Annotated in this window: 23 protein-coding genes and 1 pseudogene; 9 read left to right on the top strand and 15 right to left on the bottom strand. The window is 71.3% G+C overall.

Annotated features, from left to right (window positions below; all coding sequences use genetic code 11):
• The first annotated feature begins 584 nt into the window (after positions 1-584).
• Both ACIBJF_RS37085 and ACIBJF_RS37080 read left to right on the top strand, forming a co-directional pair.
• Complete coding sequence (locus tag ACIBJF_RS37085; RefSeq protein ID WP_351804538.1) at positions 585-1,052, top strand: DUF5709 domain-containing protein; 468 nt, start codon at positions 585-587, stop codon at positions 1,050-1,052.
• Positions 1,053-1,112: 60 nt separating this feature from the next.
• Complete coding sequence (locus ACIBJF_RS37080; protein WP_351804536.1) at positions 1,113-1,376, top strand: type B 50S ribosomal protein L31; 264 nt, start codon at positions 1,113-1,115, stop codon at positions 1,374-1,376.
• A 71-nt stretch (positions 1,377-1,447) separates the two neighbouring features.
• On the opposite strand, the gene ACIBJF_RS37075 is transcribed toward ACIBJF_RS37080, so the two are convergent.
• Positions 1,448-2,242 carry a metal-dependent hydrolase gene (locus tag ACIBJF_RS37075; protein ID WP_351804534.1) on the bottom strand — a complete coding sequence of 265 codons (795 nt, stop codon included), beginning with the start codon at positions 2,240-2,242 and terminating at the stop codon, positions 1,448-1,450.
• Between the two features lie 145 nt (positions 2,243-2,387).
• Here ACIBJF_RS37075 and ACIBJF_RS37070 point away from each other — a divergent pair, with 145 nt between their 5' ends.
• Together ACIBJF_RS37070 and ACIBJF_RS37065 are read left to right on the top strand one after the other, a co-directional pair.
• Positions 2,388-4,901, top strand: coding sequence for a DEAD/DEAH box helicase (locus ACIBJF_RS37070; protein WP_399180567.1), 2,514 nt, complete (start codon positions 2,388-2,390; stop codon positions 4,899-4,901).
• Between the two features lie 40 nt (positions 4,902-4,941).
• A complete protein-coding gene (locus ACIBJF_RS37065) occupies positions 4,942-5,811 on the top strand; it encodes an acyl-CoA thioesterase (protein WP_399180565.1) in 870 nt (289 codons plus the stop codon).
• Between the two features lie 31 nt (positions 5,812-5,842).
• Here the strand turns inward: ACIBJF_RS37065 and ACIBJF_RS37060 are convergent, their stop codons facing one another.
• The 5 genes and pseudogenes from ACIBJF_RS37060 to ACIBJF_RS37040 all read right to left on the bottom strand — a co-directional run bounded on the left by ACIBJF_RS37060 (position 5,843) and on the right by ACIBJF_RS37040 (position 9,022).
• Entirely contained in the window at positions 5,843-6,490 is a 648-nt protein-coding gene (locus ACIBJF_RS37060) for a DUF6397 family protein (RefSeq protein WP_399180563.1), read from the bottom strand.
• Positions 6,421-6,582: a DUF6397 family protein gene (locus tag ACIBJF_RS37055; protein WP_399180581.1), complete on the bottom strand. Its 162-nt coding sequence runs from the start codon at positions 6,580-6,582 to the stop codon at positions 6,421-6,423. Before ACIBJF_RS37055 ends, ACIBJF_RS37060 begins: the two co-directional genes overlap by 70 nt.
• Before the next feature lie 115 nt (positions 6,583-6,697).
• Positions 6,698-7,918 (bottom strand): RNA-guided endonuclease InsQ/TnpB family protein, encoded by a 1,221-nt coding sequence (locus ACIBJF_RS37050; RefSeq protein WP_399180562.1) that lies wholly within the window; start codon positions 7,916-7,918, stop codon positions 6,698-6,700.
• Positions 7,919-8,099: 181 nt separating this feature from the next.
• Positions 8,100-8,483 (bottom strand): annotated as a pseudogene (locus ACIBJF_RS37045) (DUF6397 family protein); the annotation flags it as partial.
• A 125-nt stretch (positions 8,484-8,608) separates the two neighbouring features.
• Complete coding sequence (locus tag ACIBJF_RS37040; protein WP_399180560.1) at positions 8,609-9,022, bottom strand: roadblock/LC7 domain-containing protein; 414 nt, start codon at positions 9,020-9,022, stop codon at positions 8,609-8,611.
• Between the two features lie 91 nt (positions 9,023-9,113).
• On the opposite strand from ACIBJF_RS37040, the gene ACIBJF_RS37035 reads away from it, so the two are divergent.
• The gene (locus tag ACIBJF_RS37035) at positions 9,114-9,542 is read left to right on the top strand and encodes a PPOX class F420-dependent oxidoreductase (RefSeq protein ID WP_356305721.1); all 429 of its coding nucleotides are present in this window, start codon (positions 9,114-9,116) and stop codon (positions 9,540-9,542) included.
• Between the two features lie 9 nt (positions 9,543-9,551).
• Here ACIBJF_RS37035 and ACIBJF_RS37030 read toward each other — a convergent pair whose 3' ends face one another.
• From ACIBJF_RS37030 to ACIBJF_RS37010, 5 genes are all read right to left on the bottom strand, one after another.
• Positions 9,552-10,154, bottom strand: a complete 603-nt coding sequence (locus ACIBJF_RS37030; RefSeq protein WP_399180579.1) for a GTP-binding protein — start codon at positions 10,152-10,154, stop codon at positions 9,552-9,554.
• A gap of 197 nt (positions 10,155-10,351) precedes the next feature.
• On the bottom strand, positions 10,352-10,762 hold the full coding sequence (locus tag ACIBJF_RS37025; protein ID WP_399180558.1) for a DUF742 domain-containing protein: 411 nt from the start codon (positions 10,760-10,762) through the stop codon (positions 10,352-10,354).
• A gap of 19 nt (positions 10,763-10,781) precedes the next feature.
• Positions 10,782-11,219 carry a roadblock/LC7 domain-containing protein gene (locus ACIBJF_RS37020; protein WP_399180556.1) on the bottom strand — a complete coding sequence of 146 codons (438 nt, stop codon included), beginning with the start codon at positions 11,217-11,219 and terminating at the stop codon, positions 10,782-10,784.
• Positions 11,216-13,747 (bottom strand): nitrate- and nitrite sensing domain-containing protein, encoded by a 2,532-nt coding sequence (locus tag ACIBJF_RS37015; protein WP_399180554.1) that lies wholly within the window; start codon positions 13,745-13,747, stop codon positions 11,216-11,218. Before ACIBJF_RS37015 ends, ACIBJF_RS37020 begins: the two co-directional genes overlap by 4 nt.
• A gap of 48 nt (positions 13,748-13,795) precedes the next feature.
• The gene (locus ACIBJF_RS37010) at positions 13,796-14,569 is read right to left on the bottom strand and encodes an MHYT domain-containing protein (protein WP_399180552.1); all 774 of its coding nucleotides are present in this window, start codon (positions 14,567-14,569) and stop codon (positions 13,796-13,798) included.
• 151 nt (positions 14,570-14,720) lie between these two features.
• Here ACIBJF_RS37010 and ACIBJF_RS37005 point away from each other — a divergent pair, with 151 nt between their 5' ends.
• Positions 14,721-15,326 (top strand): class I SAM-dependent methyltransferase, encoded by a 606-nt coding sequence (locus ACIBJF_RS37005; RefSeq protein WP_399180550.1) that lies wholly within the window; start codon positions 14,721-14,723, stop codon positions 15,324-15,326.
• Between the two features lie 27 nt (positions 15,327-15,353).
• Here the strand turns inward: ACIBJF_RS37005 and ACIBJF_RS37000 are convergent, their stop codons facing one another.
• Complete coding sequence (locus ACIBJF_RS37000; protein ID WP_399180548.1) at positions 15,354-16,109, bottom strand: alpha/beta fold hydrolase; 756 nt, start codon at positions 16,107-16,109, stop codon at positions 15,354-15,356.
• A gap of 109 nt (positions 16,110-16,218) precedes the next feature.
• Between ACIBJF_RS37000 and ACIBJF_RS36995 the strand changes: the two genes are divergently transcribed.
• Complete coding sequence (locus ACIBJF_RS36995) at positions 16,219-16,752, top strand: PadR family transcriptional regulator (RefSeq protein WP_399180577.1); 534 nt, start codon at positions 16,219-16,221, stop codon at positions 16,750-16,752.
• On the opposite strand, the gene ACIBJF_RS36990 is transcribed toward ACIBJF_RS36995, so the two are convergent.
• Positions 16,729-17,634, bottom strand: a complete 906-nt coding sequence (locus ACIBJF_RS36990) for an oxygenase MpaB family protein (RefSeq protein WP_399180546.1) — start codon at positions 17,632-17,634, stop codon at positions 16,729-16,731. The two genes, ACIBJF_RS36995 and ACIBJF_RS36990, sit on opposite strands and share 24 nt — an antisense overlap.
• Before the next feature lie 98 nt (positions 17,635-17,732).
• Between ACIBJF_RS36990 and ACIBJF_RS36985 the strand changes: the two genes are divergently transcribed.
• Positions 17,733-18,029: a hypothetical protein gene (locus tag ACIBJF_RS36985; RefSeq protein WP_399180544.1), complete on the top strand. Its 297-nt coding sequence runs from the start codon at positions 17,733-17,735 to the stop codon at positions 18,027-18,029.
• Between the two features lie 141 nt (positions 18,030-18,170).
• Positions 18,171-19,043 carry a hypothetical protein gene (locus tag ACIBJF_RS36980; RefSeq protein WP_399180542.1) on the top strand — a complete coding sequence of 291 codons (873 nt, stop codon included), beginning with the start codon at positions 18,171-18,173 and terminating at the stop codon, positions 19,041-19,043.
• A 560-nt stretch (positions 19,044-19,603) separates the two neighbouring features.
• On the opposite strand, the gene ACIBJF_RS36975 is transcribed toward ACIBJF_RS36980, so the two are convergent.
• Together ACIBJF_RS36975 and ACIBJF_RS36970 are read right to left on the bottom strand one after the other, a co-directional pair.
• Complete coding sequence (locus ACIBJF_RS36975; RefSeq protein WP_031226809.1) at positions 19,604-19,786, bottom strand: hypothetical protein; 183 nt, start codon at positions 19,784-19,786, stop codon at positions 19,604-19,606.
• Positions 19,787-20,506: 720 nt separating this feature from the next.
• Positions 20,507-21,727, bottom strand: coding sequence for an RNA-guided endonuclease InsQ/TnpB family protein (locus tag ACIBJF_RS36970; protein ID WP_399180540.1), 1,221 nt, complete (start codon positions 21,725-21,727; stop codon positions 20,507-20,509).
• Between the last annotated feature and the right edge of the window lie 82 nt (positions 21,728-21,809).

Genomic DNA, 21,809 nt, shown 5'->3' with positions numbered 1-21,809 from the left:
AGCACGCGGGCGACCGGTACCGAGGCGCCGCAACTGCGCTCAAGGCCGATCCCCGCGATCGCGGAGCCGCTCCCGGCGGTGACCGGTTGCGCACCGCCGGGTGCGGCGACCACGACTGCCGGATCTTGGGACGACCTGTGCGCGGCTGGCGGGCGCGCGGCGAGGGCCACCGCCGGCGCTCGGCCCCGCCGGGTCAGGCAGGACAGGTCGGCAGCCGCGCCTTCCGGCACTTCGGGCAGCCGGTCCATCGCGAGCGGGCGCCCGGTAGGACCTGCCGGCACTACACCGAGCCAGGTCACGGCGGGCAGGTGCGCAGCCGCCCCGGCCGGTACCTCGGGCAGCCGGGCCACGGCGAGCGGGCGCGCTGTGGGATGTGACCGGTGCTGGTTCCCGGGTGTGGGCACTGACCGGCGCCCGTGCCGTTGCGCGGTCCCGAGCAGGGGTGGAAGTCTGGAGAACGGCACCGGTGTGGGGAACGCCCCGGAACCATCCGGTTCGCGACGCGTGAACCTCGCGCCACGCGTGCCGGCGGCCCGCTGCCCGTAGCGGTGGCACATGGCCGTCCTCACCACCTGGAGGTACTCGTGGACAGCGTCGACGGCTGGGGGGACGACGTCTACCAGCCCGATCCCTCGGAGATCCGGGAGGACTCGGGGGTGCTCGACGTCGAGGACACACTGGATTTCGACGGCGTCTCGGACCCGCTCGACCGTGGCTGGTCCCCGCCCGAGCGACCTTGGGCGGTGGAGCACACAGGGGTGACGGCGGCCGAACGCCAGGCGGGCGAGACCCTCGACCAGCGGCTCGCCGAGGAGCAGCCCGACCTCGTCGCCCGCGACGGCGACGACATCGGTGACCGCGACACCGACGGGGAACTCCTCGACAACGAGGTCGGCAACCTCCGCTCCGGCCGGCTGGTGGCCCCGGACGAGGGGGCGCACGAGGACGAGGAGGCCGCCCTCGTCGCCAATGACGTCGGCATCGACGGCGCCGCCGCCTCCGCCGAGGAGGCCGCGATGCACATCGTCGACGAGGACTCCCTGCCCGGCTGACCCGCGGGCTCCGGTCGACCCGCCCGCGCCCTGCCCGACCGCCCCGCACGAGGAGCCGCCATGCAGCAGGACAAGCACCCCGACTACCACCCCGTGGTCTTCCGCGACCGGGCCGCCGGCTACGCGTTCCTGACCCGCTCGACCGCACAGAGCGAGCAGACCATCGAGTGGGACGACGGCCAGACCTACCCGGTGATCGACGTGGAGATCTCCTCGGAGAGCCACCCCTTCTACACGGGCAAGGCCCGCACGGTCGACACCGAGGGTCGTGTCGCCCGCTTCGAGCGCCGGTACGGCGGGGCGGAGGCCGGCGAGGCGACCTGACGCCGAGGGGTACCTCGGGCCGGGTGCCGGGCGCCTCGGACGCAAGGCGTGCCTCGCATCCGAGGGGTGCTTCAGATGACGTTGAGGGCCGCCGCGCAGCCCACGCCGCCGAGGAGCATGAACACGGGCATCAGCACCTTCAGCTCCACCCAGCTCCCGGCCCGGAACCGCATCACCTTCGGCGGCCCCACGGGGTACCAGCGCTTTCGGCCCAGGGGGATCGGCCACAGGATCGGGCAGCCGGACACCGTCAGCGCGTCCCCGATGTCGTGCACCAGCGCGCCGAGCACGATCGGCAGCCCCAGCCACAGGTACTGCTGGCCCGGTGCCGTGAACAGCCAGTCGGAGCCGTTGCCCGGCTTGTCCAAGACGCCTGCGAGAATCCACGCGGTGGTCGCCGCCAGCAGCCAGACCAGGACATCGCTGCTGGAGCCGCGTGCCGCCCGCCACAGCAGCCCCTCGATCGCCAGCACCATGTGCACGAACAGGATCGCCAGCACGGCCCAGCGGCCCCCCGCGATCGCCGCCGCCGAGCAGCCGGCGCCGATCAGGACCGCCCACAGCCAGGTGTGCGTCAGCGTACGGTGACCTCCGGAGCGGCGCGGGTCGCCCTTCATCCGGGTCGCCTTGTAGACGGCGTACGACAGCTTGTCCACGATCTCGCAGATCCAGCGTGAGATCGGCCCGAAGGCCCGGGAGATCGTGGCCGCCTTGTGGTCGAGGTCCGGGGCGAGCGCGGCGCCGGCGCAGATCAGCGCGCCGCAGAGGAGGACCGGCCAGGGCATCGGGTGACCTGCCGCGGCGGCTGCCGCTCCGACGCCGAGCCAGGCCGCGGCCCCCGACAGTGAGTGTGCTGGTCCCATCATGGCCGCTTCCCGCCCCATTCCTCGTGTGCCGCTGTCCAGTTGACCTGGTGCGCTGACCTGTCGTCGGCGCCACAGCGTAGCGGCCGTGATCTTCCCGCCCGCAGCCGATTCCCCTCTCGGGGTCGAGGCCAGGCAAGATGGGTGCGTGACCCTCATCGATCAGCTGCCGCCGACCGCCGACCCCGACGCCCTGTATGAAGCCTTCGAGTCGTGGGCGCAGGAGCGCGGCCTCACCCTCTACCCCCACCAGGAGGAGGCGCTGATCGAGGTGGTCTCCGGGGCGAACGTGATCGTCTCGACGCCCACCGGCTCGGGCAAGAGCATGATCGCCGCGGGCGCCCACTTCGCCGCGCTGGCCAGGGACGAGGTCACCTTCTACACGGCCCCGATCAAGGCCCTGGTGTCGGAGAAGTTCTTCGAACTGTGCAAGCTGTTCGGCACCGAGAACGTCGGCATGCTGACCGGCGACGCCTCCGTGAACGCCGATGCCCCCGTGATCTGCTGCACCGCCGAGGTGCTGGCGTCGATCGCGCTGCGCGACGGCAAGGACGCGGACGTCGGCCAGGTCGTCATGGACGAGTTCCACTTCTACGCCGAGGGCGACCGCGGCTGGGCCTGGCAGATTCCGCTGCTCGAGCTCCCACAGGCGCAGTTCATCCTGATGTCGGCCACTTTGGGTGATGTGTCGTTTTTCGAGAAGGACCTCACCCGCCGCACCGGCCGCCCCACCTCGGTGGTCCGCTCGGCGACCCGCCCGGTGCCGCTCTCCTACGAGTACAAGCTCACCCCGCTCACCGAGACGCTCACCGACCTGCTGGAGTCCAAGCAGGCCCCGGTTTACATCGTGCACTTCACCCAAGCGCAGGCCGTGGAGCGGGCCCAGGCGCTGATGAGCATCAACATGTGCTCGCGCGAGGAGAAGGACCAGATCGCCGAGTTGATCGGCAACTTCCGCTTCACCACCAAGTTCGGCCGCAACCTCTCCCGTTACGTACGGCACGGGATCGGCGTCCACCACGCCGGCATGCTGCCCAAGTACCGCCGCCTGGTGGAGAAGCTCGCCCAGGCGGGCCTGCTGAAGGTCATCTGCGGCACGGACACGCTCGGTGTGGGCGTCAACGTGCCCATCCGCACGGTGCTGTTCACCGCCCTCACCAAGTACGACGGCAGCCGCGTACGCACGCTGCGCGCCCGGGAGTTCCACCAGATCGCGGGCCGGGCCGGCCGGGCCGGGTTCGACACGGCGGGGCTCGTCGTGGCGCAGGCGCCGGAGCACGTCATCGAGAACGAGAAGGCACTGGCGAAGGCGGGCGACGATCCGAAGAAGCGGCGCAAGGTGGTGCGCAAGAAGGCGCCGGAGGGCTTTGTCGGCTGGACGGAGAACACCTTCCAGAAGCTGATCGAATCGGAACCGGAACCGCTGACCTCGCGTTTCCGGGTGACGCACACGATGCTGCTGTCGGTGATCGCCCGCCCGGGCAACGCGTTCGAGGCGATGCGCCACCTCCTGGAGGACAACCACGAGCCGCGCAGGCAGCAGCTCAGGCACATCCGCCGGGCCATCGCGATCTACCGGTCGCTGCTCGACGGCGGGATCGTGGAGAAGCTCGACAAGCCCGACGCCGAGGGCCGTATCGTCCGGCTCACGGTCGACCTGCAGCAGGACTTCGCGCTCAACCAGCCGCTGTCCACGTTCGCGCTCGCCGCGTTCGAACTCCTCGACCCCGAGTCGCCGTCCTACGCCCTCGACATGGTCTCCGTCGTCGAGTCCACCCTGGACGACCCGCGGCAGATCCTCGTCGCGCAGCAGAACAAGGCGCGCGGCGAGGCCGTCGCCGCGATGAAGGCGGACGGTGTCGAGTACGAGGAGCGCATGGAGCGCCTCCAGGACATCACGTACCCGAAGCCCCTGGAAGAGCTGCTCTTCCACGCGTACAACACCTACCGCAAGAGCCACCCCTGGGTCGGCGACCATCCGCTGTCACCGAAGTCGGTCATCCGGGACATGTACGAACGTGCGCTATCCTTCACGGAGTTGGTGTCCTTCTACGAGCTGGCCCGCACCGAGGGCATCGTGCTGCGCTACCTGGCCAGCGCCTACAAGACCCTCGACCACACCATCCCGGACGACCTCAAGTCCGAGGACCTGCAGGATCTGATCGAGTGGCTCGGCGAGATGGTGCGGCAGGTGGACTCCAGCCTGCTGGACGAGTGGGAGCAGCTCGCGAACCCGGAGGAGATGACCGCGGAAGAGGCCCAGGAGAAGGCCGACGAGGTCAAGCCGGTCACCACCAACGCGCGCGCCTTCCGGGTCCTGGTCCGCAACGCCATTTTCCGCCGCGTGGAACTGGCCGCCCTCGACCAGGTCGAGGAGCTCGGCGAGATGGACGCCGACTCCGGCTGGGACGCCGACGCCTGGGGCGAGGCGATGGACAAGTACTGGGACGAGTACGACGACCTCGGCACCGGCCCCGACGCCCGCGGCCCCAAGCTGCTGGTCATCAACGAGGAGCCGGAGAACGGCATCTGGCGCGTCCGCCAGATCTTCGACGACCCGAACGACGACCACGACTGGGGCATCAGCGCGGAGGTCGACCTCGCGGCCTCGGACGCCGAGGGCCGTGCGGTCGTGCGCGTCACCGATGTCGGTCAGCTGTGAACCCTTGTCGACCAGTTGTGAGCCCAGGAGAATCCCACCGATGACGACGAATCCGGCCGAGCGACTGGTCGACCTGCTCGACCTGGAGCAGATCGAGGTCAACATCTTCCGTGGCCGAAGCCCGCAGGAGTCGCTGCAGCGGGTCTTCGGCGGCCAGGTGGCGGGCCAGGCACTGGTCGCCGCCGGCCGCACCACGGACGGCGACCGCCCGGTGCACTCGCTGCACGCGTACTTCCTGCGCCCGGGTCGGCCCGGCGTGCCCATCGTGTACCAGGTGGAGCGGGTCCGCGACGGCCTGTCGTTCACCACGCGCCGGGTCACGGCCGTGCAGCAGGGCCGCACGATCTTCAATCTGACCGCCTCCTTTCACAAGCCTGAGGAAGGACCGTTCGAGCACCAGCTGCCGCCGGCCCGTGAGGTGCCGGACCCGGAGTCGCTGCCGACGGTCTCCGAGGAGATCCGCAAGCACCTGGGCGCGCTGCCGGAGCAGTTGGAGCGGATGGCGCGTCGCCAACCCTTCGACATCCGCTATGTCGACCGGCTGCGCTGGAACGCCGAGGACATCAAGGGGGCCGAGCCGCGCAGTGCCGTGTGGATGCGCGCGGTCGGACCGCTCGGTGACGACCCGCTGGTGCACACGTGCGCACTGACCTACGCCAGTGACATGACCCTCCTGGACGCGGTCCGCATTCCGGTCGAACCGCTGTGGGGGCCGCGGAACTTCGACATGGCCTCGCTGGATCACGCCATGTGGTTCCACCGGCCCTTCCGCGCGGACGAGTGGTTCCTGTACGACCAGGAGTCGCCGATCGCCACCGGTGGCCGGGGGCTGGCCCGCGGACGCATCTACGACCTGCACGGGCGTCTGCTCGTCTCGGTTGTCCAGGAGGGACTGTTCAGGTCCCTGTAGCGGGCCGAGGGCCGGCCTGCGGCCGGGTGGGTCAGACCCGCGCGGGCCGCGTGCTTCTGCGCCGCAGCCAGGCGCGCAGACCGCGGTTGGTGCGTGGCCGGGCCTGCTCGGCCCGGTGGTGTCCCGGGCGGGCCGACGACGGCGCGGCCGCCGGCAACGCCGGGGTGCCGTGCCACTCGAAGGCTCGGGCCACGGGCTCGTCCTCCGGCTCAGGCGCCCGCGGCAGCGGTCCGCCGTTCGCCCGGGACACCACCGTCACCGGCCCGCTCTCCGGCCCGGGCGGTCCGAGCAGCGGCCGCTCGGGTGCCCGGGCCACGGTCGGTTCCGCCCCGGGCTTCGACGACGTCGGCACCGTCGGCTCCATGGGTCCTGTGACCGTGCGTGCCATGGGCGGGATGGGCCGGGCGACAGCTCGCCTGGCCGGCGCGGTGCGACGGGCGGCCGGGCGCGGGGCCGGTGAGAGGGCGCGCGCCTCCGCGAGTACATGGGCCAGTTCGCTGCGGAGCCACTCGATCTCGTCCGCGTCCTGCGCGATCGTGATCCGCTCGGCGAGGTGCGCGGCAGGCGATCCCGGCGTGCCCTGACCGGGTGGCGCGGGCCGGAACCGGTTCAGACAGGCACGCTCGTACGGATCCCTGACCAGGTCGGCGATCTCGACGGGCGAGAGGAAGGCTGCCACGGCGCCGGCCCTGACCTCAGCAGAAACCCGAGGCGGCGTCCCCGCCAGTTGCGGGCGCGCAGGTCCACCCCGGTCTCCAGCTGGCCCCGCAGGTTCTCGGGCGTACGCCCTTTGAGCAGGTGGGCGTTCTCGGCGTCCGACTTGAAGGCTCCCCTCCCTGAAGGGAGGGGATGCGTCGCCCTCCAGGGCTGAGCGGGGATTTACGGCTCAGGCCGCCACCGGAGCCGGCGGCCCCGGTGGTCTTACGCCCTCGGCACCGTCCGGGTTCCAACCTGCCCGGACCAGCATCACGCGGGCGGAGTTCTTGTCCCTGGGGGACACGGCTCCGCACGCGGTGCAGGCATACGTTCTCATCGACAGAGGCAGTGCGTGCTTGGTTCTCGCTCCGCACGTGGCACAGTCCATCGTGGTGTGCGCCGGGTGCACGAGACGGACCTCCCGCCCGTGCTTGCGGCCCGTCTCGACCAGGGCACGCTTCGTCGCGGCGATGGCGGCATCGGCCGCCTTGCGGGCCATGGTGGTCTTCGCCAGGAACCTCGGCCTGAAGTCCTCCACCGCGACCCCGTCGTGGCCGCGCATCACGGACTTGGCCCACTTGCGGGCGGTGTCCTCGCGCTGCCTCGCGATCTTCTTGTGCAGCTTCGCCGCCTGCGCCTGGGCCTTGCGGTAGCCGGCGGATGCGGGCTGTCCCTTCGGAGGCCGGCGCCGGGCCATCATCCGCTGGTACCTCGCCAGCCGCTGCGCGGCCCGCTTGCCGTGCTCGGCATGGGGGAGATCGTAGGCGTCGTCGGTGGTGGTGGCGGTCTCCTTCACACCCCAGTCCACCCCGAGCACGCGCCCCGTGGCGGCGAGCGGTTCGCTCTGCGCGGCAACGACGAAGGACACGTACCAGTGCCCGAGCGTGTCCTGGTACACGCGCACACTCGACGGGTCGGCCGGAAGGTCCCGTGACCACACCACCGTCAGCACGATCTGGCCGGCGAGGTGCAGGCGGCCGTCCTTGAGGCGGAAACCGCGCTTGGTGTAGTTCAGGCTGGGCCGCGCCTCCCGCTTCTTCTTGAAGCGGGGCATCCCGGCCCGCCGGTGCATCGGCAACCGGTCCTTGATGTCCTTCAGCGCTTTCGCCCTCGACCTGGCGAAGTCCCGAATCACCTGCTGCTGCGGCACGCTCGCGCCCTCAGCCAGCCAGGGCGTCGCCCTGCGGGCCTCGGTCAGCATCTTGTCGAGCTGAGCCGGACCACACGTCAGCTTCTCGCCACCCGCTTTGCCCTGCACGTGGACCTGCCGGGACTTGGCCACGCACTCGTTCCAGATCCAGCGGCAGCGATCCCACTCGGCTTCGAGCCGGCGCCTGGCCGTGTTCGACAGGCGCACACGGAAGGTGCACCGGGCATGCCCGGCGTCCTTCGTGCCAGCCTCCGTCGTCATGCATCCGAACCTACCCGAGCGGACTGACAGTTGAGAGTTCTTGATCATGGTGGGCGACGTCACCGCCGTGCGGGGTGGACGCCGGATCGCCCTGACGGCGATCCGGCTATCCCTGCCCTGCTCCGCAGGAGTCCGATTCCTCCCCGGCCTGAAGGCCGGGGCATCCTCGGAGGAACCCGGTGAAGTTCCGCAGGTCTTCGGCCAGATACAGCCAGACCACGGCTCGGTAGCGGTTCAGGTACCACTTCACCGGCACGAGCAGGCCCAGGCGGGCGAGGCGGGTGAACCGCCCGGCCGGGATCTTCATGAGCGCGGCGCCCTCGGCGGTGCCCACCACCCGCACGCGCTCATGGAGAGCGTCCGGATAGCCCTCCTGTGCGCGAACGCGGTCGATCTCCGCGCGTTCCACCCTGCGACCTCCTCCCCCGCCCTCGTCGGGCACGGTGCGGATGTGGCCGAGGTGCACGGCGAGGTCGAACTCGCCTCGTTTGAGACTCAGTTCCCGGGCGGCGTGGCTCGGGGTGCAGGTGGTGGGCCGGGGCGGGCTGAAGGTGTTTGCCGACATGGTCGTACTCCCCGTGGAGTCGCTGGCTCACGCCCTGTGCGTTCGCCGTGCACACACCGTAGCCAAATCGGACCAGGGCTTGGCGGCCCTGTGGATAACTCCGCGACGCGAGGAGAAAGTGCAGGTCAGGCGTCTGTGACGGGGGTGCGCTCCGGTTGCCTGGCGTCGACGCCGAGGTGCTCGCCGACGCGATTGACGAGCAGGGCCATCTCGTAGGCGATCTGGCCGATGTCGGCCTCAGCGCCGCTGAGCACGCACAGGCAGCTGCCGGTGCCGGCCGCGGTCACGAACAGCACCGCGTCGTCGTACTCGATCATGGTCTGGCGTACCCTGCCGGCGCCGAAGTGGCGTCCCGATCCCTTGGCCAGGCTGTGCAGCCCGGACGCCACGGCGGCCAGATGCTCGGCGTCCTCGCGGCGTAGGCCCGTGCTCGCGCCCGTGACCAATCCGTCGTTCGACAGGACCAGCGCGTGCCGCACGTCGTCCAGTCGCTCGGTCAGATCGTCCAGGAGCCAGCCGAGTCCCTGGTTCTGCGCCATCTCCGTCTCCCCGTGTGATGTCTCCCCCTGGCTGGAGGAACTCCCCGCCAGCCTTCCCCACGTCCGGCGTCCGGGCAAGCAGGATGGGCGCATGGCACAGAAGATGACCGACGAGGAATGGCGGGCGTTCGTCTCGCACGGCACCCGGACCGGCAAGCTGTCCACCGTTCGCGCCGATGGGAGCCCTCATGTGGCCCCGATCTGGTTTCTGCTGGACGGGGACGAACTGGTCTTCAACACGGGCAAGGACACGGTGAAGGGGCGCAATCTCGCCCGGGACGGGCGGGTCGCCCTGTGTGTGGACGACGATCGGCCGCCGTTCCACTTCGTGGTGCTGAACGGCCGGGCGCGGTTGTCCGAGGACCTGGACGAGCTGCGGCATTGGGCCACCCGGATCGCCGCCCGGTACATGGGTGAGGACCGCGCCGAGGAGTACGGCGCCCGCAACGGCGTTCCGGGTGAGCTGCTGGTCCGGGTCCCGGTCGACCAGGTGGTGGCCGTGAGGGATCTGGCGGCCTGAGCGGCGGGGTCAGCCGACAGAGTCCAGGAGCCGGGCGGTGTGCATCCGCCCGGCGTACTCGACGAGCCGGATCAGGACTTCCTTGCCGGAGTCCCGGTCACGGGCGTCACACAGCACCACGGGGGTGCCGCGGTCCAGGTCGAGGGCACGTGAGACGTCGTGAGCGCCGTAGGTGCGTGCGCCTGGGAAGCAGTTGACGGCCACCACGAACGGGATGTGCCGGTGCTCGAAGTAGTCGACCGCGGGAAAGCAGTCCTCCAGGCGCCGGGTGTCCGCGAGGACGACGGCGCCGAGGGCGCCCTGCGACAACTCGTCCCAGAGGAACCAGAAGCGGTCCTGTCCCGGTGTACCGAAGAGGTAGAGGGACAGACCGGAGCGGATGGTGATGCGGCCGAAGTCCATGGCGACGGTGGTGGTGACCTTCTGGTCCACGCCGTCGGTGTCGTCCACCAACTGCCCTGCCTCGCTGAGGAGTTCCTCGGTGCGCAGCGGCCGGATCTCGCTGACGGCCCCGACCAGGGTCGTCTTGCCGACGCCGAACCCCCCGGCGACCAGTATCTTCAGCGCCAGGGCGGTGTTGTCGCCGACGGCTTCGGAGTGCTCGGTGACCATCATCACTTCTCTCGGGAGGGCCGGCTGCGGTGGGCGTCCGTCTGCTGCGGGCGCGAAGGCAGCATCATGACAACGGAGCGGCACCACCGGGTTATTGGACCAGAATGCACCTGATGTGACTGACTTGGGTCCGGTCGGGAGCGGAACGCGTACAGATCGGGACGCTGCGCGGTGTACGCCGGCTTCGGAACGTTCATCTACAGTGCTCGCAGTCCCGCGATGACCTCGCGCAGAATCCGCTCGTCGGGCAGGTGGGCCGGCGGCACGGGGCGGCTGATGACCACGCAGCCGAGTTCCAGGAGGTCGCCGAGGAGCACCCTGACGACGCCGACGGGAAGGTCGGCGTCCGCCGCGAGCTCGGCGACGGACTGTGTCTCCGTGCGGCACAGCTCGATCAGGGCCCGGTGCTCGGGGCCGAGAGCGGCGTCCTCGAGCGCCGGTGCCGCGGGGTCGAGGGTGACGAGGGCGATCAGGTCGAAGCGCACCCCGGTGGGACCCGGCTGGGTGCGCCCGCCCGTCATCGCGTACGGGCGCACGAGTGGCCCGGCCTCGCCGTCGTACCACTGGCTGCCCGGCTCCCACGGACCGGCGCTCTGGTTCTCGGTCATCTGTGCCGCCTGTTCCGGGTCATCCGGCTGCGGGCGGCTGCGCGGCGACCCGCGGTGGCGTGTACAGGTGCTCGCCGACCTGTTTGACCAGGCGCGCCATCTCGTAGGCGACCAGCCCGATGTCGGCGTTGACGGCGGTGAGCAGGGCGAGGCAGGAACCGTCACCGGCGGCGGCCACGAAGAGGAACGCGTCGTCCATCTCAACCATGGTCTGCCGCACGCCGCCCGCTCCGAAGTGCCGTCCCGCGCCCTTGGCGAGGCTGTTGAACCCGGAGGCCACGGCGGCGAGGTGCTCGGCGTCCTCCCGCGCGAGGGCGGTGGAGGCGCCGACGGCGAGTCCGTCGTTGGAGAGCACGACGGCGTGCCGTACCTCGCTCACGCGCATCACCAGGTCGTCGAGCAACCAGTCCAGTTCGCCGGAGCGCTGGCCGGCACTCGTGTTCGGGTCCTGGATCATGCCGGGTCTCCTTCGCTGCTGTCACTGCCCGTTTCGGGTTCCGGGGCGGCACCGCGCCCGGGCTGTCTGCCGCCGCCGCGAGCCCAGCCGTCGCGGTAGGCGGCCATGCGGTCCCGTACCAGTTCGGGGGTGCGCCGTTCGTCGCTGTGCCGTGCGGTCTCGGGCGCGGGCGCTTCGGGACGCTGCTGGCGGAGCTGGGGTGCGAGGCTGGCCTGGCGCACACGGCGTGGGAGGTCGTCGCTGCTCTCGGAGTCGCTCGGCGGTCGGTGCAGCCTCAAGGTGGTGACTCCGGGGGGTGGTTTTTCGTCGCCGGTTCCGTGCGGGCCCGGCTCGTCGGTGGCGCCGTGCGGGGCGGGAACGGTGGCCGCGAGGGCGGGCCGGTCCGAGCCTGCGGCCACGGCCTCCTGACGTGAGCTGTCGGGCACGCGCGCGTACTCGCGTTCCGGCTCCTGCCGGGATTGCTCACCTTGGTGGGAGGAACGTTCCACCGGGCCGCCGTGCAGCAGGGCGGTGGGCAGCAGGACGACCGCGGTGGTGCCTCCGTACGGTGAGGTGCGCAGATGTACCTTGACGTCGTGCCGGGAGGCGAGCCGGCTGACGACGAAGAGTCCGAGCCGGTCGCTGTCGAACAGGTCGAGGGCCTCGGACTGTTCGATGCGGCGATTGGCCTTCGCGAGGGTCTCGGCGCCCATGCCGAGTCCTCGGTCCTCTATCTCCAGTGCGTAGCCGTTGCCCACGGGTTCCCCGGTGACGCGTACGCGCGTGTGGGGCGGGGAGAACTGGGCGGCGTTCTCGACGAGTTCGGCGAGCAGGTGGGTGAGGTCGGCGACTGCGGTGCCGATGACGTGGGCCTCGGGGAGCTGACGCACCTCCACGCGCGCGTAGTCCTCGACTTCCGACACGGCGGCCCGTACGACGTTGGTCAGGGACACCGGCATGCGCCAGGCCCGGCCGGGTGCGGCGCCGGAGAGGATGATCAGGCTTTCGGCGTGGCGCCGCATGCGCGTGGTGAGGTGGTCCAGGCGGAAGAGGTCGCTCAGCTCGTTGGGGTCGTCCGAGCGACGCTCCATGCTGTCCAGGAGGCTGAGCTGGCGGTGGACCAGGACCTGGCTGCGGCGGGCCAGATTGACGAAGACACCGGAGATGCCGCTGGCGAGTTCGGCGCGTTCGACGGCGGCGCGCAGGGCGGCGCGGTGGACGGTGGTCAGCGCTTCCGAGACCTGCCCCGTCTCGTCCTCGGCGGGTGGTCCGGCGGGCGCCTCCGCCTGGATGTCGATCTCCTCGCCCGCGCGCAGTCGGCGCATGGCTTCGGGGAGTTTGCGGCGGGCGATCTCCAGGGCGTCGTTGCGCAGGCTCACGAGTTCGACCACGAGACCGCGTCCGATGCGGACCGAGATGACGAGCGAGGTGGCGACGGCGGCCAGGCCGAGGAGCACGGCGGCGCCCGCGGGGCTGAGCAGGCCGCGGGTGAAGGGGTCGGCCCGGCCCGCGACGGCCTGGCCCGTGTCCGCCGCGATGCCCTGCATACCGTCCTGCACGCGCGCGTGGGCTGTGTTCCAGGCGGCCGGCGGCGCCGCGTCGGCCGGCTTGCCGCCGGGCCCGGCGGAAATGATCTTGTCCTCGGCGGCTCCGAGAGCGGTGTAGGTGTCGCTGTGGGCCAGTTCCTGCCAGGCGGCGCGCTGGGCGTCGGGCAGATCGGCGACCGCGGACTCGGTGAGGGTACGGCGCGCGGCGACGGCGGCGCCGAACAGCCGTAGCCGCTCGCCCTGCAGCTGACCTGCGCTCCGCGCGCTGCCGAGCAGGGTGTCCTCCTGGGCCAGCGCCTCGGCGGCCCGGCTGAATTCGAGCAGCACGCGCGCGTCCGAGCCGACGTCGTCCCGCTGGATGCCGGTGAGGGCGCCGTCCATGGTGAAGGCCGCGCCGATCGTCTTCGTGTACTGGGCGTACACCGCGTCCCAGGCGGCCTTGTGGTCGAGTACGGCCGTGCGCAGGGTGCGCAGGTGCTCGGCACCGGTGACGAAGGTGTCGAGGCGCTCGGAGACACCGGCGGGCAGTTCCTGGCTGTCGGCGACGGTGTTGTCGCCGCCGAGCCGCAGCTTGGCCACCGCCCGGTCGGTGCGGGCGGCCAGGCTTCGCAAGTCGGTGCCGTCGCCCGTGCCCGCCGTGGCGTAGCGCACGGCTGCGGTGCGCTCGGCCTGGAGGGCGGCGACCGCCGCGGCCACCGGGGTGCGCAGTTCGGCGTCGACCCGCTGGGACTGCCGCAGCCGGGCCACGTCCTGGGCGGTGGTGACGGTGGCGTACGCCCACAGGGCGAGCAGGGAGACGACCGGCACCATCAGCAGGCTGACCACCTTGGCGCGCACGGTGCGGGGGCGCAGATACCGGCGGTTGCCACGCGCGCGTGCCTTGGCCGGCGTGCCGAGCGGGCGGTTGGCCTCCTCGGCCGCGGGTGGTCCGGCGTGTGCGCGGCGGCCGCGCGGCGGATGCGCGGGAGTGCCGGCTTTCGGGGTGGTACGGGGTGGGCGCATGGCCTCCTCGCTCGGAACGTGGGTCGGGGCGCTCGGGCCGGGCTCCCGCTAGCGGGCGATGCTCTCGACGGGCCGCTGGGCGGAGGCGGACGCCTTTCGCTCGTCGGCCGTGGGCGAGAGGGCGACGAAGGCCGAGGTGATGAACAGGTAGGACCCGAGGCCGACGGCGAGGGGGAAGATGAACTGCATCGCCGTGGCCCCGGGCAGGGCCTCGCCGGAGGGGTTCACATGCACCTTCACCGCGAATATCCCGGTGTAGTGCATGCTGCTGACGGCCGCTCCCATGACGAGGGAGGCGACGGTGACCGCGAGGGGCGACTTGATGTTGAGCCCGGCCCACAGGGCCGCGGTCGCCGCCACGACGGCGATCAGCACCGACACTCCGACGAGGACGGGGTCGTACTTGACGCCGCCGTGCAGCCGGACCGCCGCCATGCCCAGGTAGTGCATGCTCGCGACGCCCAGCCCGGTGGTGAGGCCGCCGATGAGGAGCGCCCGGGTGCGGTCGCGGCTGTAGCCGACGGCGAAGACGCCGGCACAGACGACGACCATGGCGACGAGGAGGCTGAGGATGGTCAGCGGCACGTTGTAGCGGATGTCGGTGCCGCTGACGCGGAAGCCGAGCATGGCCACGAAGTGCATGGTCCAGATGCCCGTCCCGATCGCGGAGGCCGCGGTGATGAGCCAATTGCGGCGCGAGCGGCCGGTGGTGCCGAGCGCGCGAACGGTGCAGCGCAGTCCGAGCGCGGCGCCTATGCAGGCCATGGCGTACGACAGTACGGGGGTCAGCCAGCCGAAGGCGGCGTGGTCCAGGTGTCCCATGGCCAAGGGACGCTAGGGGGGCACGGTCGCACAAAGAGGGCGCATTTCGAAACGTGTTGGAATATGACAGGCAGATGCGACGGAACGATCGGGTCCGGCCCGAACATGTGCGCCTATGTATCCCCCACGACGGTGAGGAATCATGCGGAACATGAGCGACGACCACACACACGTGCAGGAGTTCTTCACCGCCCGCGCGGCCGACTGGGACAGCCGGTTCCCGGACGACGGTCCCGCCTACGCCGCGGCGGTAGCCGATCTCGGACTGCGGCCCGGCGACCGCGTGCTCGACGCGGGCTGCGGCACGGGGCGTGCCCTGCCGCCGCTGCGGGCCGCCGTGGGCGCGTCCGGGGTGGTGCTGGGCGCCGATCTGACGTCCGCGATGCTCGAGGCCGCGGTGCGGGCGGGCCGCGACCGGTACGCGCGCCTGCTGCGGGCGGACGTCGCCGCGCTGCCGCTGCGCTCCGGCTCGCTGGACGCCGTGTTCGCGGCCGGCCTGATCGCCCATCTGCCGCATCCGGAGCAGAACTTGCGGGAGCTGGTCCGAGTGGTGCGGCCCGGCGGCATGCTCGCGCTGTTCCATCCCATCGGCCGTGCGGCTCTGGCGGCACGTCAGGGCCGGCAGATCACACCCGACGACCTACGCGCCGAGACCAACCTCGGTCCGCTGCTGCACCGCTCTGGATGGAACATGACGTCGTACGTCGACGAGGACGCCCGTTTCCTCGCGCTCGCGGTGCGCCGGCGCGAGGACTGAGCGTCGCATCGCCGAGAGCCGGACGGGTCAGTCCGTTCCGGCAAGGGCCGCCGCGAAGGCGTCGGGGTTGTCGAACATGACGTTGTGCCCGGCGCCCGGCACCGTCACCACGCGCACTCCCGCGGCTTCCAGGCTCTCCCGGCCCTCCAGTTCGCCGCTCAGCTCACCCTGGAGATAGACCCGCTCGACGGGCAGCTTTTCCAGGATCGTACGCATCACCGGCTCCGAGCCCCGGCGGAGGCCGACGGCGCTGCGGTGCAGGGCGCGCGGGTCGGCCAGCCGCATGGTGGCCGCCCACAGCGGACCGACGGTCTGCATCACGCGCGCGTGCTGCTCGTCGACGAAGTCGTCCTCTTCATGGGCGGCGATTCCGCTGCTGGCGGCCGTGAGCGGCGGGAAGGCGTCGAGGTTGGCCTCTGTGAGGATCAGCCGGGAGGCCAGGTCGGGCCGCCGGTGGGCCAGCACGATGGCCACGGCACCGCCCATACTGTGCGCGATCAATTCAGCGCCGCGGACACCGGCTTGGTCGAGCGCGACCGCCACCGCGTCGGCGTGCTCCTCCAGCGTGTAGCCGAACGTCCCGGGCCGGTCGCTGAGGCCGTGTCCCGGCAGATCCACGAACAGACTGCGCCGGCCCGCGAGTTCGGCACGGGCGGCGATGTGCGCGTGGTAGACGGCGGACATCGACCCGAGCCCGTGCAGATACACCCGCGCGGGTTCCGCCCCCGGTGCCTCGGTCCAGCGGATCCGGCTGCCCTCACTGTCGAACACGGCCTGCTTCACGTTGCCCTCCCTGGCATCCACCGACGCTGAAACTATACATCGCCATCGATGTATAGCTGCAAGGAAGTATCGGGTGGCGAGGTACAGCGCCCCGGGCGAGAATGCGACCGTGCTCGAACTCGCCATCCTCGGTTTCCTCTACGACGCCCCGCTGCACGGTTACGTCCTGCGCCGGCACATCGCGGCCCTCACCGGCCATGTGCGGCCCATCGCCGAGAGCACGCTGTACCCGGCGATCAAGCGGCTGGAGAAAGCAGGTCTGCTGGTCCGGGCCACCGAGCCGGGCGCCGTGGCCGCACCGCGCCACGTACTGAGGCTGACCGAGGAGGGCAGGCGTGAGCTCAGGCGCCGGCTCGCCGAGCCCGCGCAGCGCGAGATCACCGACGAGAACCAGTGGTTCACGCTGCTCGCGTTCCTGCGGCACCTGGAGGATCCCGCCGCCCAGGCGGCGGTGCTGCGACGCCGGCTGGCCTTTCTGGAGGAGCCGGCGAGCTTCTTCTACGACGGCGACCGGCCGCTGCGCGCCGAAGAGCTGGACGACCCGTTCCGGCGCGGTGTCCTCACCATCGCGCGTGCCACGAGCCGGGCCGAGCTGGCCTGGCTGCGCGACACCCTCGCCTCACTCGACGGCATCGGGCGCTGAGCCGTCCCGGCGCCGCACCGGGCAGCCGCGCAGCCCGGGCACCGGGCGAGTGCCCAGGTCCGCCACCCGGTAGCCGTCCGGATAGCCCTTGATCTCCCAGTTCTGCCGTGCGAAGTGCGGGGCACGGCGCGGCGGCAGCAGCCGGACGAGCCGGCCACGCGTGCGTACGGCCCGACGCACGAGAGCCGAGGTGGCCGCGCCGGGCGGGGTGTAACGGAAGGCGCGCAGCAGCGGTTCGTCGAGCAGAGCGAGCGTCGCGGTGCGCAGCAACGGCGCCAGAGGACGCGGGTACCAGGACGCCATCAGGTCGAGTGTGGCGTCCGAGACCCGCCGGGACTGCTCGTCCCAGCCGAAGTGTTCCTCCTCGTACGCGTCGAGGAGCGCCTCGAACTCCTCGTACGTCTCGGGGATACCGGGAATTCCCAGGTGCCGGCCGAGGGTGCGGTAGTACTCGGCGGTGGCGACGATCTCGTGCCGCGACAGCCGCCGCCAGCCGTAGGCGTCGATCCAGCGCCTCGGCATCACGACGAACGTGCTCAGCACATACCGCATGTCGTCGTCGCTGATGTCGTAGCTGCGGTGCATCTGGTTGATGCGGCGGATCGCGGTACGGCCCTCCTCGGAGGCGAAACCGTGCTCGACGACGGTGTCGAGGAGCAGCGCGGTGTCGTCGTACCGCTTCTGGGTGCGCTCGGTCAGCTCCGCCGTCCGCGCGAGCAGCCGCCCGATGCTGGGCACGGCGTACGTGCGGTACAGGGCCAGCTCCAGGGCGCGGGTGTAGTCCCAGGGGAACTCGAACGCCACGCTGAGCCGGTAGATCTCCAGGGCGTCCGCCACGGGGTCCAGCCGCCGGATCTGCCCGAGCCGCTCGAAACGCTTCACGACGTCGTCCCCCTTCTGCCGCGGAAAGGACAACTCTACGTTGAAAGACAGCAGATGAACGATCGACGACGACCCCGTTCGGGGGGAGGGTGGTCCGCGTGTTCGGCCAGATACGCAAGTATGCCGCCAGACTCCGCGCCTCCACGCACGCGGAGCCGGTGAGCACTCGGGAAAGGCGTGCGCACAACTTGTTCGAAGCTGCGGCCACTTATGTCGTGGCGCGCGCGGAGGACGACCAGGACCGGATCGAGGAGGCGGCGGCCTGGGTGTCGCCGGAGGCGCTGTCCTTCGGGGTGAGCGAACTCGCCTGCCGGGCCGTCGTCGCATTGGCCCGGGAGCGCGAGGAGTCGCCCGCGGCGGTGGCCCGTGATCTCCTCGGACTGCCCACGGGCTGAGCGGAAGCTCTCGGTCCGCCGTGGTCGTTTCGCCCCCGTCCAGGCGGAAACCTGCAGCTCCGCGTGGTGTGAGGAGTCGTGACAAGCGGCTTCCGCTCGCACTAGGGTGCGCGCCGATGGACGAACCACTGGGAGGCAGGGATGGCCGGGACCGCCGATGAGGCCGTCGCCGCCGCGGACGATGCGCTGTACGTACTGACGGCGCTGCTGCTGACGCCGGCGCAGTTTCCGAGCGTGCTGGGCGACGACTACCCGGAGGCGTGTGCGGCGCTGGGACTCGCGCCGCTCGCCGACGGGTACGGGCTGGTGCTGGGCCAGGACGGCGACGGTGCGCGCTGGACGGTCGTGATCGACGACGTCTCGCTGGTCGCCGTGGCGATCGCGTCCTGGGACTGCGGCATGGAGTACGAGCTGTCCCCGGACGAGCGCGCGGTCGTGGCCGCCCTTCCGGGCTGGCCGCTGGCCGTCGCCGTCGCGGCTCCCGGTGTCCCCGCCCCGCACGACCCCGATCCCGAGGTGGCGGACCGGCCCGCGCTCAGCCCGCCGGACACCAGCTCCTGGGGACCCGCCCAGCGCCGCCTGGGCGCCGACGAGATAGCCCTGCAGTGGGCGACATGGCGGGAGCAGCTCAAGGACGAGGAATTCTCCGCGCCGGCCGGGCAGGTGAAGCCGGACGCAGAGGAGCAGCCGAGCGAGCCAGAGACAGCCGAGGAGTCGTCGCCGGAGGGCGGGCAGGGCGTGCCGCGCCACCAGGGGATCAGGCGGGTGCTCGCGGAGGCACGCGCCTACGTCGAGTCGCCGCCGCCGCTCGGCCGGGTCCGCTCGTCGTTCGCCCCCGGTGACGCCCGTACGTTGCGCGCCGACGGCCCCGGCTGGTCGATCGTGGCCCGCACCGACGACATCGCCTTCGTCCTGCTCGACGAGGAGCCCGGGGAGGTCCTTCCGGTGGGCCGTGGCCCCGAGCTACCGGGCCTGCTGGAGGCACTCGACAAGATGGCCGTACGGCCCATCTGAGGCAGGGGGCGGGGCCGGCATGCGACGCGGGACGCCTCTCCGGCCCACCGCCTGACGCCGGGCCCCACCGCCCTGCCCCCTGTTGCCGGTCGCGTGTACGGTCGCCGGGGCAAGCGGCGGCAATCTCGCCATCGTGGCCGGACGACCGCAGGCCCGCCGCCACCCAAGGCCAGACGACGACCGAACCGCCTGTCCAGGAACCGTGGCCGAACTACGACCGCACCGCCCACCCGGGAACCCGAGGCCGGAACTACGACCGCAGCGCCCACGCGAGGACTCGGCGCGGCCGGAACCGCCGCCCAGCCCGGCACGCTCTGCGACGGCCCTACCGCCGGTTCTGAGCCTTGGTGACCCCGCGCGGTGCGAGTGCGAGACCTCAGGGCAAGCACCCAGCCCTGCCGCGAGGGGGCCTGATGCCACCCCCAAGGCCCAGGCGCGCCCCTGAGGCCCTTGCGGACCCCGCAGTCGCCTCCGCGCGCTTCCCGGCGGTGTCCGCCGCCGGGAAGCGCGCGGCTCTCACGTCTCAGTGGCCGGATCCATCCGCGGCGCCGGCGGTCCGGTCAGCGGCCGAGTTCTTTGCGCGTGACCCGGCGGAGCCTGCGCCGCTGTGAGGGGTCCAGCGCCAGATACGCCGCGACCGGAACCCCGACCACGATCAGGAACGCCACCCACCAGGGCAGCCAGATCAGCAGGATCAGCCCGACCGCCACACCCCCGACGGCGATCTTCGCATTGTTGGACATGAGCGTCGCCTCCTTCGCGGCCACTGCCGCTCTCTGCTCTGAGAACGGGCCCCCGCTCCCCGCGGTTCCAGAGCTCGCCCCTGAGACATCCCTGAGCCCCACCCCCTAGTGGACGAGGCTCGCCGCCCGTGCGGATCGACGCGCGGCCTCATCCGCGTCGAACGGGGCCGTGCCAGCACTCCACGTCCCATCGTGCTCCTGGGAGCGAGAGTCCCCCGGCATGCCGTGCCCGCGAGTGCCACGACCGTTGGCCACCACTCGAACAGATTGTGAAATGCCCGGGATCACGACGCCAGTATGCCGGGGCTTCCTTGGGCGTGCTGTACCCTCGGCGACTTCAACCCCAGGTAGTCAAATTTGAGGAGTGCGGCAGAGCTGTGCAGACCATTCCCACGGCACCACCCTCCGAGCTCTCCGAACTGGCCCACTGCTGCGCGGTGTTCCTGCCCTCCGATCCGGCGCGCACCGGCCGGATCGCCTTCTGGCAACCGGACGGCGAGGCCCCTCCCGCCCTAGCCGGTCCCGGCGGCGCCGACAGCTCCCCGGCGGAACTGGACATCATGCTGCCCACGGCGGACGGGGGCGTCGAACCGGTCCGTACGCCCGCGCTCCTGCTGCCCGTGCAGCGCGCCCTGCCGTTGCTCACACGCGCGCTTGAAGGCTCCCCTCCCTGGAGGGAGGGGATGCGTCGCCCTCCAGGGCTGAGCGGGGATTTACGGCTCAGGCCGCCGCCGGAGCCGGCGGCCCCGGTGGTCTTACGCCCTCGGCACCGTCCGGGTTCCAACCTGCCCGGACCAGCATCACGCGGGCGGAGTTCTTGTCCCTGGGGGACACCGCTCCACACACGGTGCAGGCATACGTTCTCATCGACAGAGGCAGTGCGTGCTTGGTTCTCGCTCCGCACTTGGCACAGTCCCTCGTGGTGTGCGCCGGGTGCACGAGACGGACGTCCCGCCCGTGCTTGCGGCCCATCTCGCACAGGGCACGCTTCGTCGCGGCGATGGCGGCATCGGCCGCCTTGCGGGCCATGGTGGTCTTCGCCAGGAACCTCGGCCTGAAGTCCTCCACCGCAACCCCGTCGTGGCCGCGCATCACGGACTTGGCCCACGTGCGGCCGGTGTCCTCCCGCCGCCGCGCCACCTTCTTGTGCAGCTTCACCGCCTGGGCCTGCGCCTTGCGGTAGCCCGCGGATGCGGGCCGTCCCTTCGGACGCCGCCGCCGGGCCATCATCCGCTGGTACCTCGCCAGCCGCTGCGCGGCCCGCCTGCCGTGCTCGGCATGCGGGAGATCGTAGGCGTCGTCGGTGGTGGTGGCGGTCTGCTTCACCCCCCAGTCCACGCCCAGGACGCGGCCGCTCTCACAGAGCGGCTCAACCTGAGCCGGGACGACGAAGGACGCATACCAGTGGCCGAGGCTGTCCTGGTACACCCGCACACTGGACGGGTCGGCCGGCAGGTCCCGCGACCACACCACCGTCAGCACGATCTGGCCCGCGAGGTGCAGACGGCCGTCCCTGAGGCGGAAACCGCGCCGGGTGTAGTTCAGGCTCGGCCGCGCCTCCCGCTTCTTCTTCCACCTGGGCATCTGGGCCCGGCGCTGCTGCGGCAACCGGTCCCCGATGTCCTTCAGCGCCTTGGCACGGGACGTGGCGAAGTCGCGTATCACCTGCTGCTGAGGCACCGACGCGCCCTCAGCCAGCCATGGCGTCGCCCCGCGTGCCTCGGTCAGCATCTTGTCCAACTGCCCCGGACCACAGGTCACCTTCTCGCCCGTCGCCCGGCTCTGCGCGTGGACCTGCTGGGACTTCGCGACGCACTCATTCCAGATCCACCGGCAGCGCGCCCACTCCGCTTTGAGTGCGCGCCGCGCGGCAGCCGACAGGCGCACACGGAAGGTGTACCGGGCATGCCCGGTGTCCTTCGTGGTCGCTTCTGTCGTCATGCATCCGAACCTACCCGAGGGCACTGACAGTTGAGAGTTCTTGATCATGGTGGGCGGCATCACCGCCGTGCGGGGTGGACAC

Source organism: Streptomyces sp. NPDC050743, from assembly GCF_044456925.1.
In the GTDB taxonomy this organism is placed as follows: domain Bacteria; phylum Actinomycetota; class Actinomycetes; order Streptomycetales; family Streptomycetaceae; genus Streptomyces.
The sequence above is the reverse complement of the archived record's forward strand: the minus strand, read 5'-3'. Positions and strand labels throughout refer to the sequence as shown.

Excerpts from the sequence above, each read along its gene's own strand:
- ACIBJF_RS37075 (WP_351804534.1), bottom strand. The coding sequence starts at position 2,242 with ATGATGGGACCAGCACACTCACTGTCGGGGGCCGCGGCCTGGCTCGGC.
- ACIBJF_RS37005 (WP_399180550.1), top strand. The coding sequence starts at position 14,721 with ATGAGCGACGACCACACACACGTGCAGGAGTTCTTCACCGCCCGCGCG.
- ACIBJF_RS37010 (WP_399180552.1), bottom strand. The coding sequence starts at position 14,569 with ATGGGACACCTGGACCACGCCGCCTTCGGCTGGCTGACCCCCGTACTG.
- ACIBJF_RS36980 (WP_399180542.1), top strand. The coding sequence starts at position 18,171 with ATGGCCGGGACCGCCGATGAGGCCGTCGCCGCCGCGGACGATGCGCTG.
- ACIBJF_RS37030 (WP_399180579.1), bottom strand. The coding sequence starts at position 10,154 with ATGGTCACCGAGCACTCCGAAGCCGTCGGCGACAACACCGCCCTGGCG.
- ACIBJF_RS37040 (WP_399180560.1), bottom strand. The coding sequence starts at position 9,022 with ATGGCGCAGAACCAGGGACTCGGCTGGCTCCTGGACGATCTGACCGAG.
- ACIBJF_RS36975 (WP_031226809.1), bottom strand. The coding sequence starts at position 19,786 with ATGTCCAACAATGCGAAGATCGCCGTCGGGGGTGTGGCGGTCGGGCTG.
- ACIBJF_RS37015 (WP_399180554.1), bottom strand. The coding sequence starts at position 13,747 with ATGCGCCCACCCCGTACCACCCCGAAAGCCGGCACTCCCGCGCATCCG.
- ACIBJF_RS37020 (WP_399180556.1), bottom strand. The coding sequence starts at position 11,219 with ATGATCCAGGACCCGAACACGAGTGCCGGCCAGCGCTCCGGCGAACTG.
- ACIBJF_RS37050 (WP_399180562.1), bottom strand. The coding sequence starts at position 7,918 with ATGACGACGGAGGCTGGCACGAAGGACGCCGGGCATGCCCGGTGCACC.
- ACIBJF_RS37025 (WP_399180558.1), bottom strand. The coding sequence starts at position 10,762 with ATGACCGAGAACCAGAGCGCCGGTCCGTGGGAGCCGGGCAGCCAGTGG.
- ACIBJF_RS37035 (WP_356305721.1), top strand. The coding sequence starts at position 9,114 with ATGGCACAGAAGATGACCGACGAGGAATGGCGGGCGTTCGTCTCGCAC.
- ACIBJF_RS37065 (WP_399180565.1), top strand. The coding sequence starts at position 4,942 with ATGACGACGAATCCGGCCGAGCGACTGGTCGACCTGCTCGACCTGGAG.
- ACIBJF_RS37080 (WP_351804536.1), top strand. The coding sequence starts at position 1,113 with ATGCAGCAGGACAAGCACCCCGACTACCACCCCGTGGTCTTCCGCGAC.
- ACIBJF_RS36970 (WP_399180540.1), bottom strand. The coding sequence starts at position 21,727 with ATGACGACAGAAGCGACCACGAAGGACACCGGGCATGCCCGGTACACC.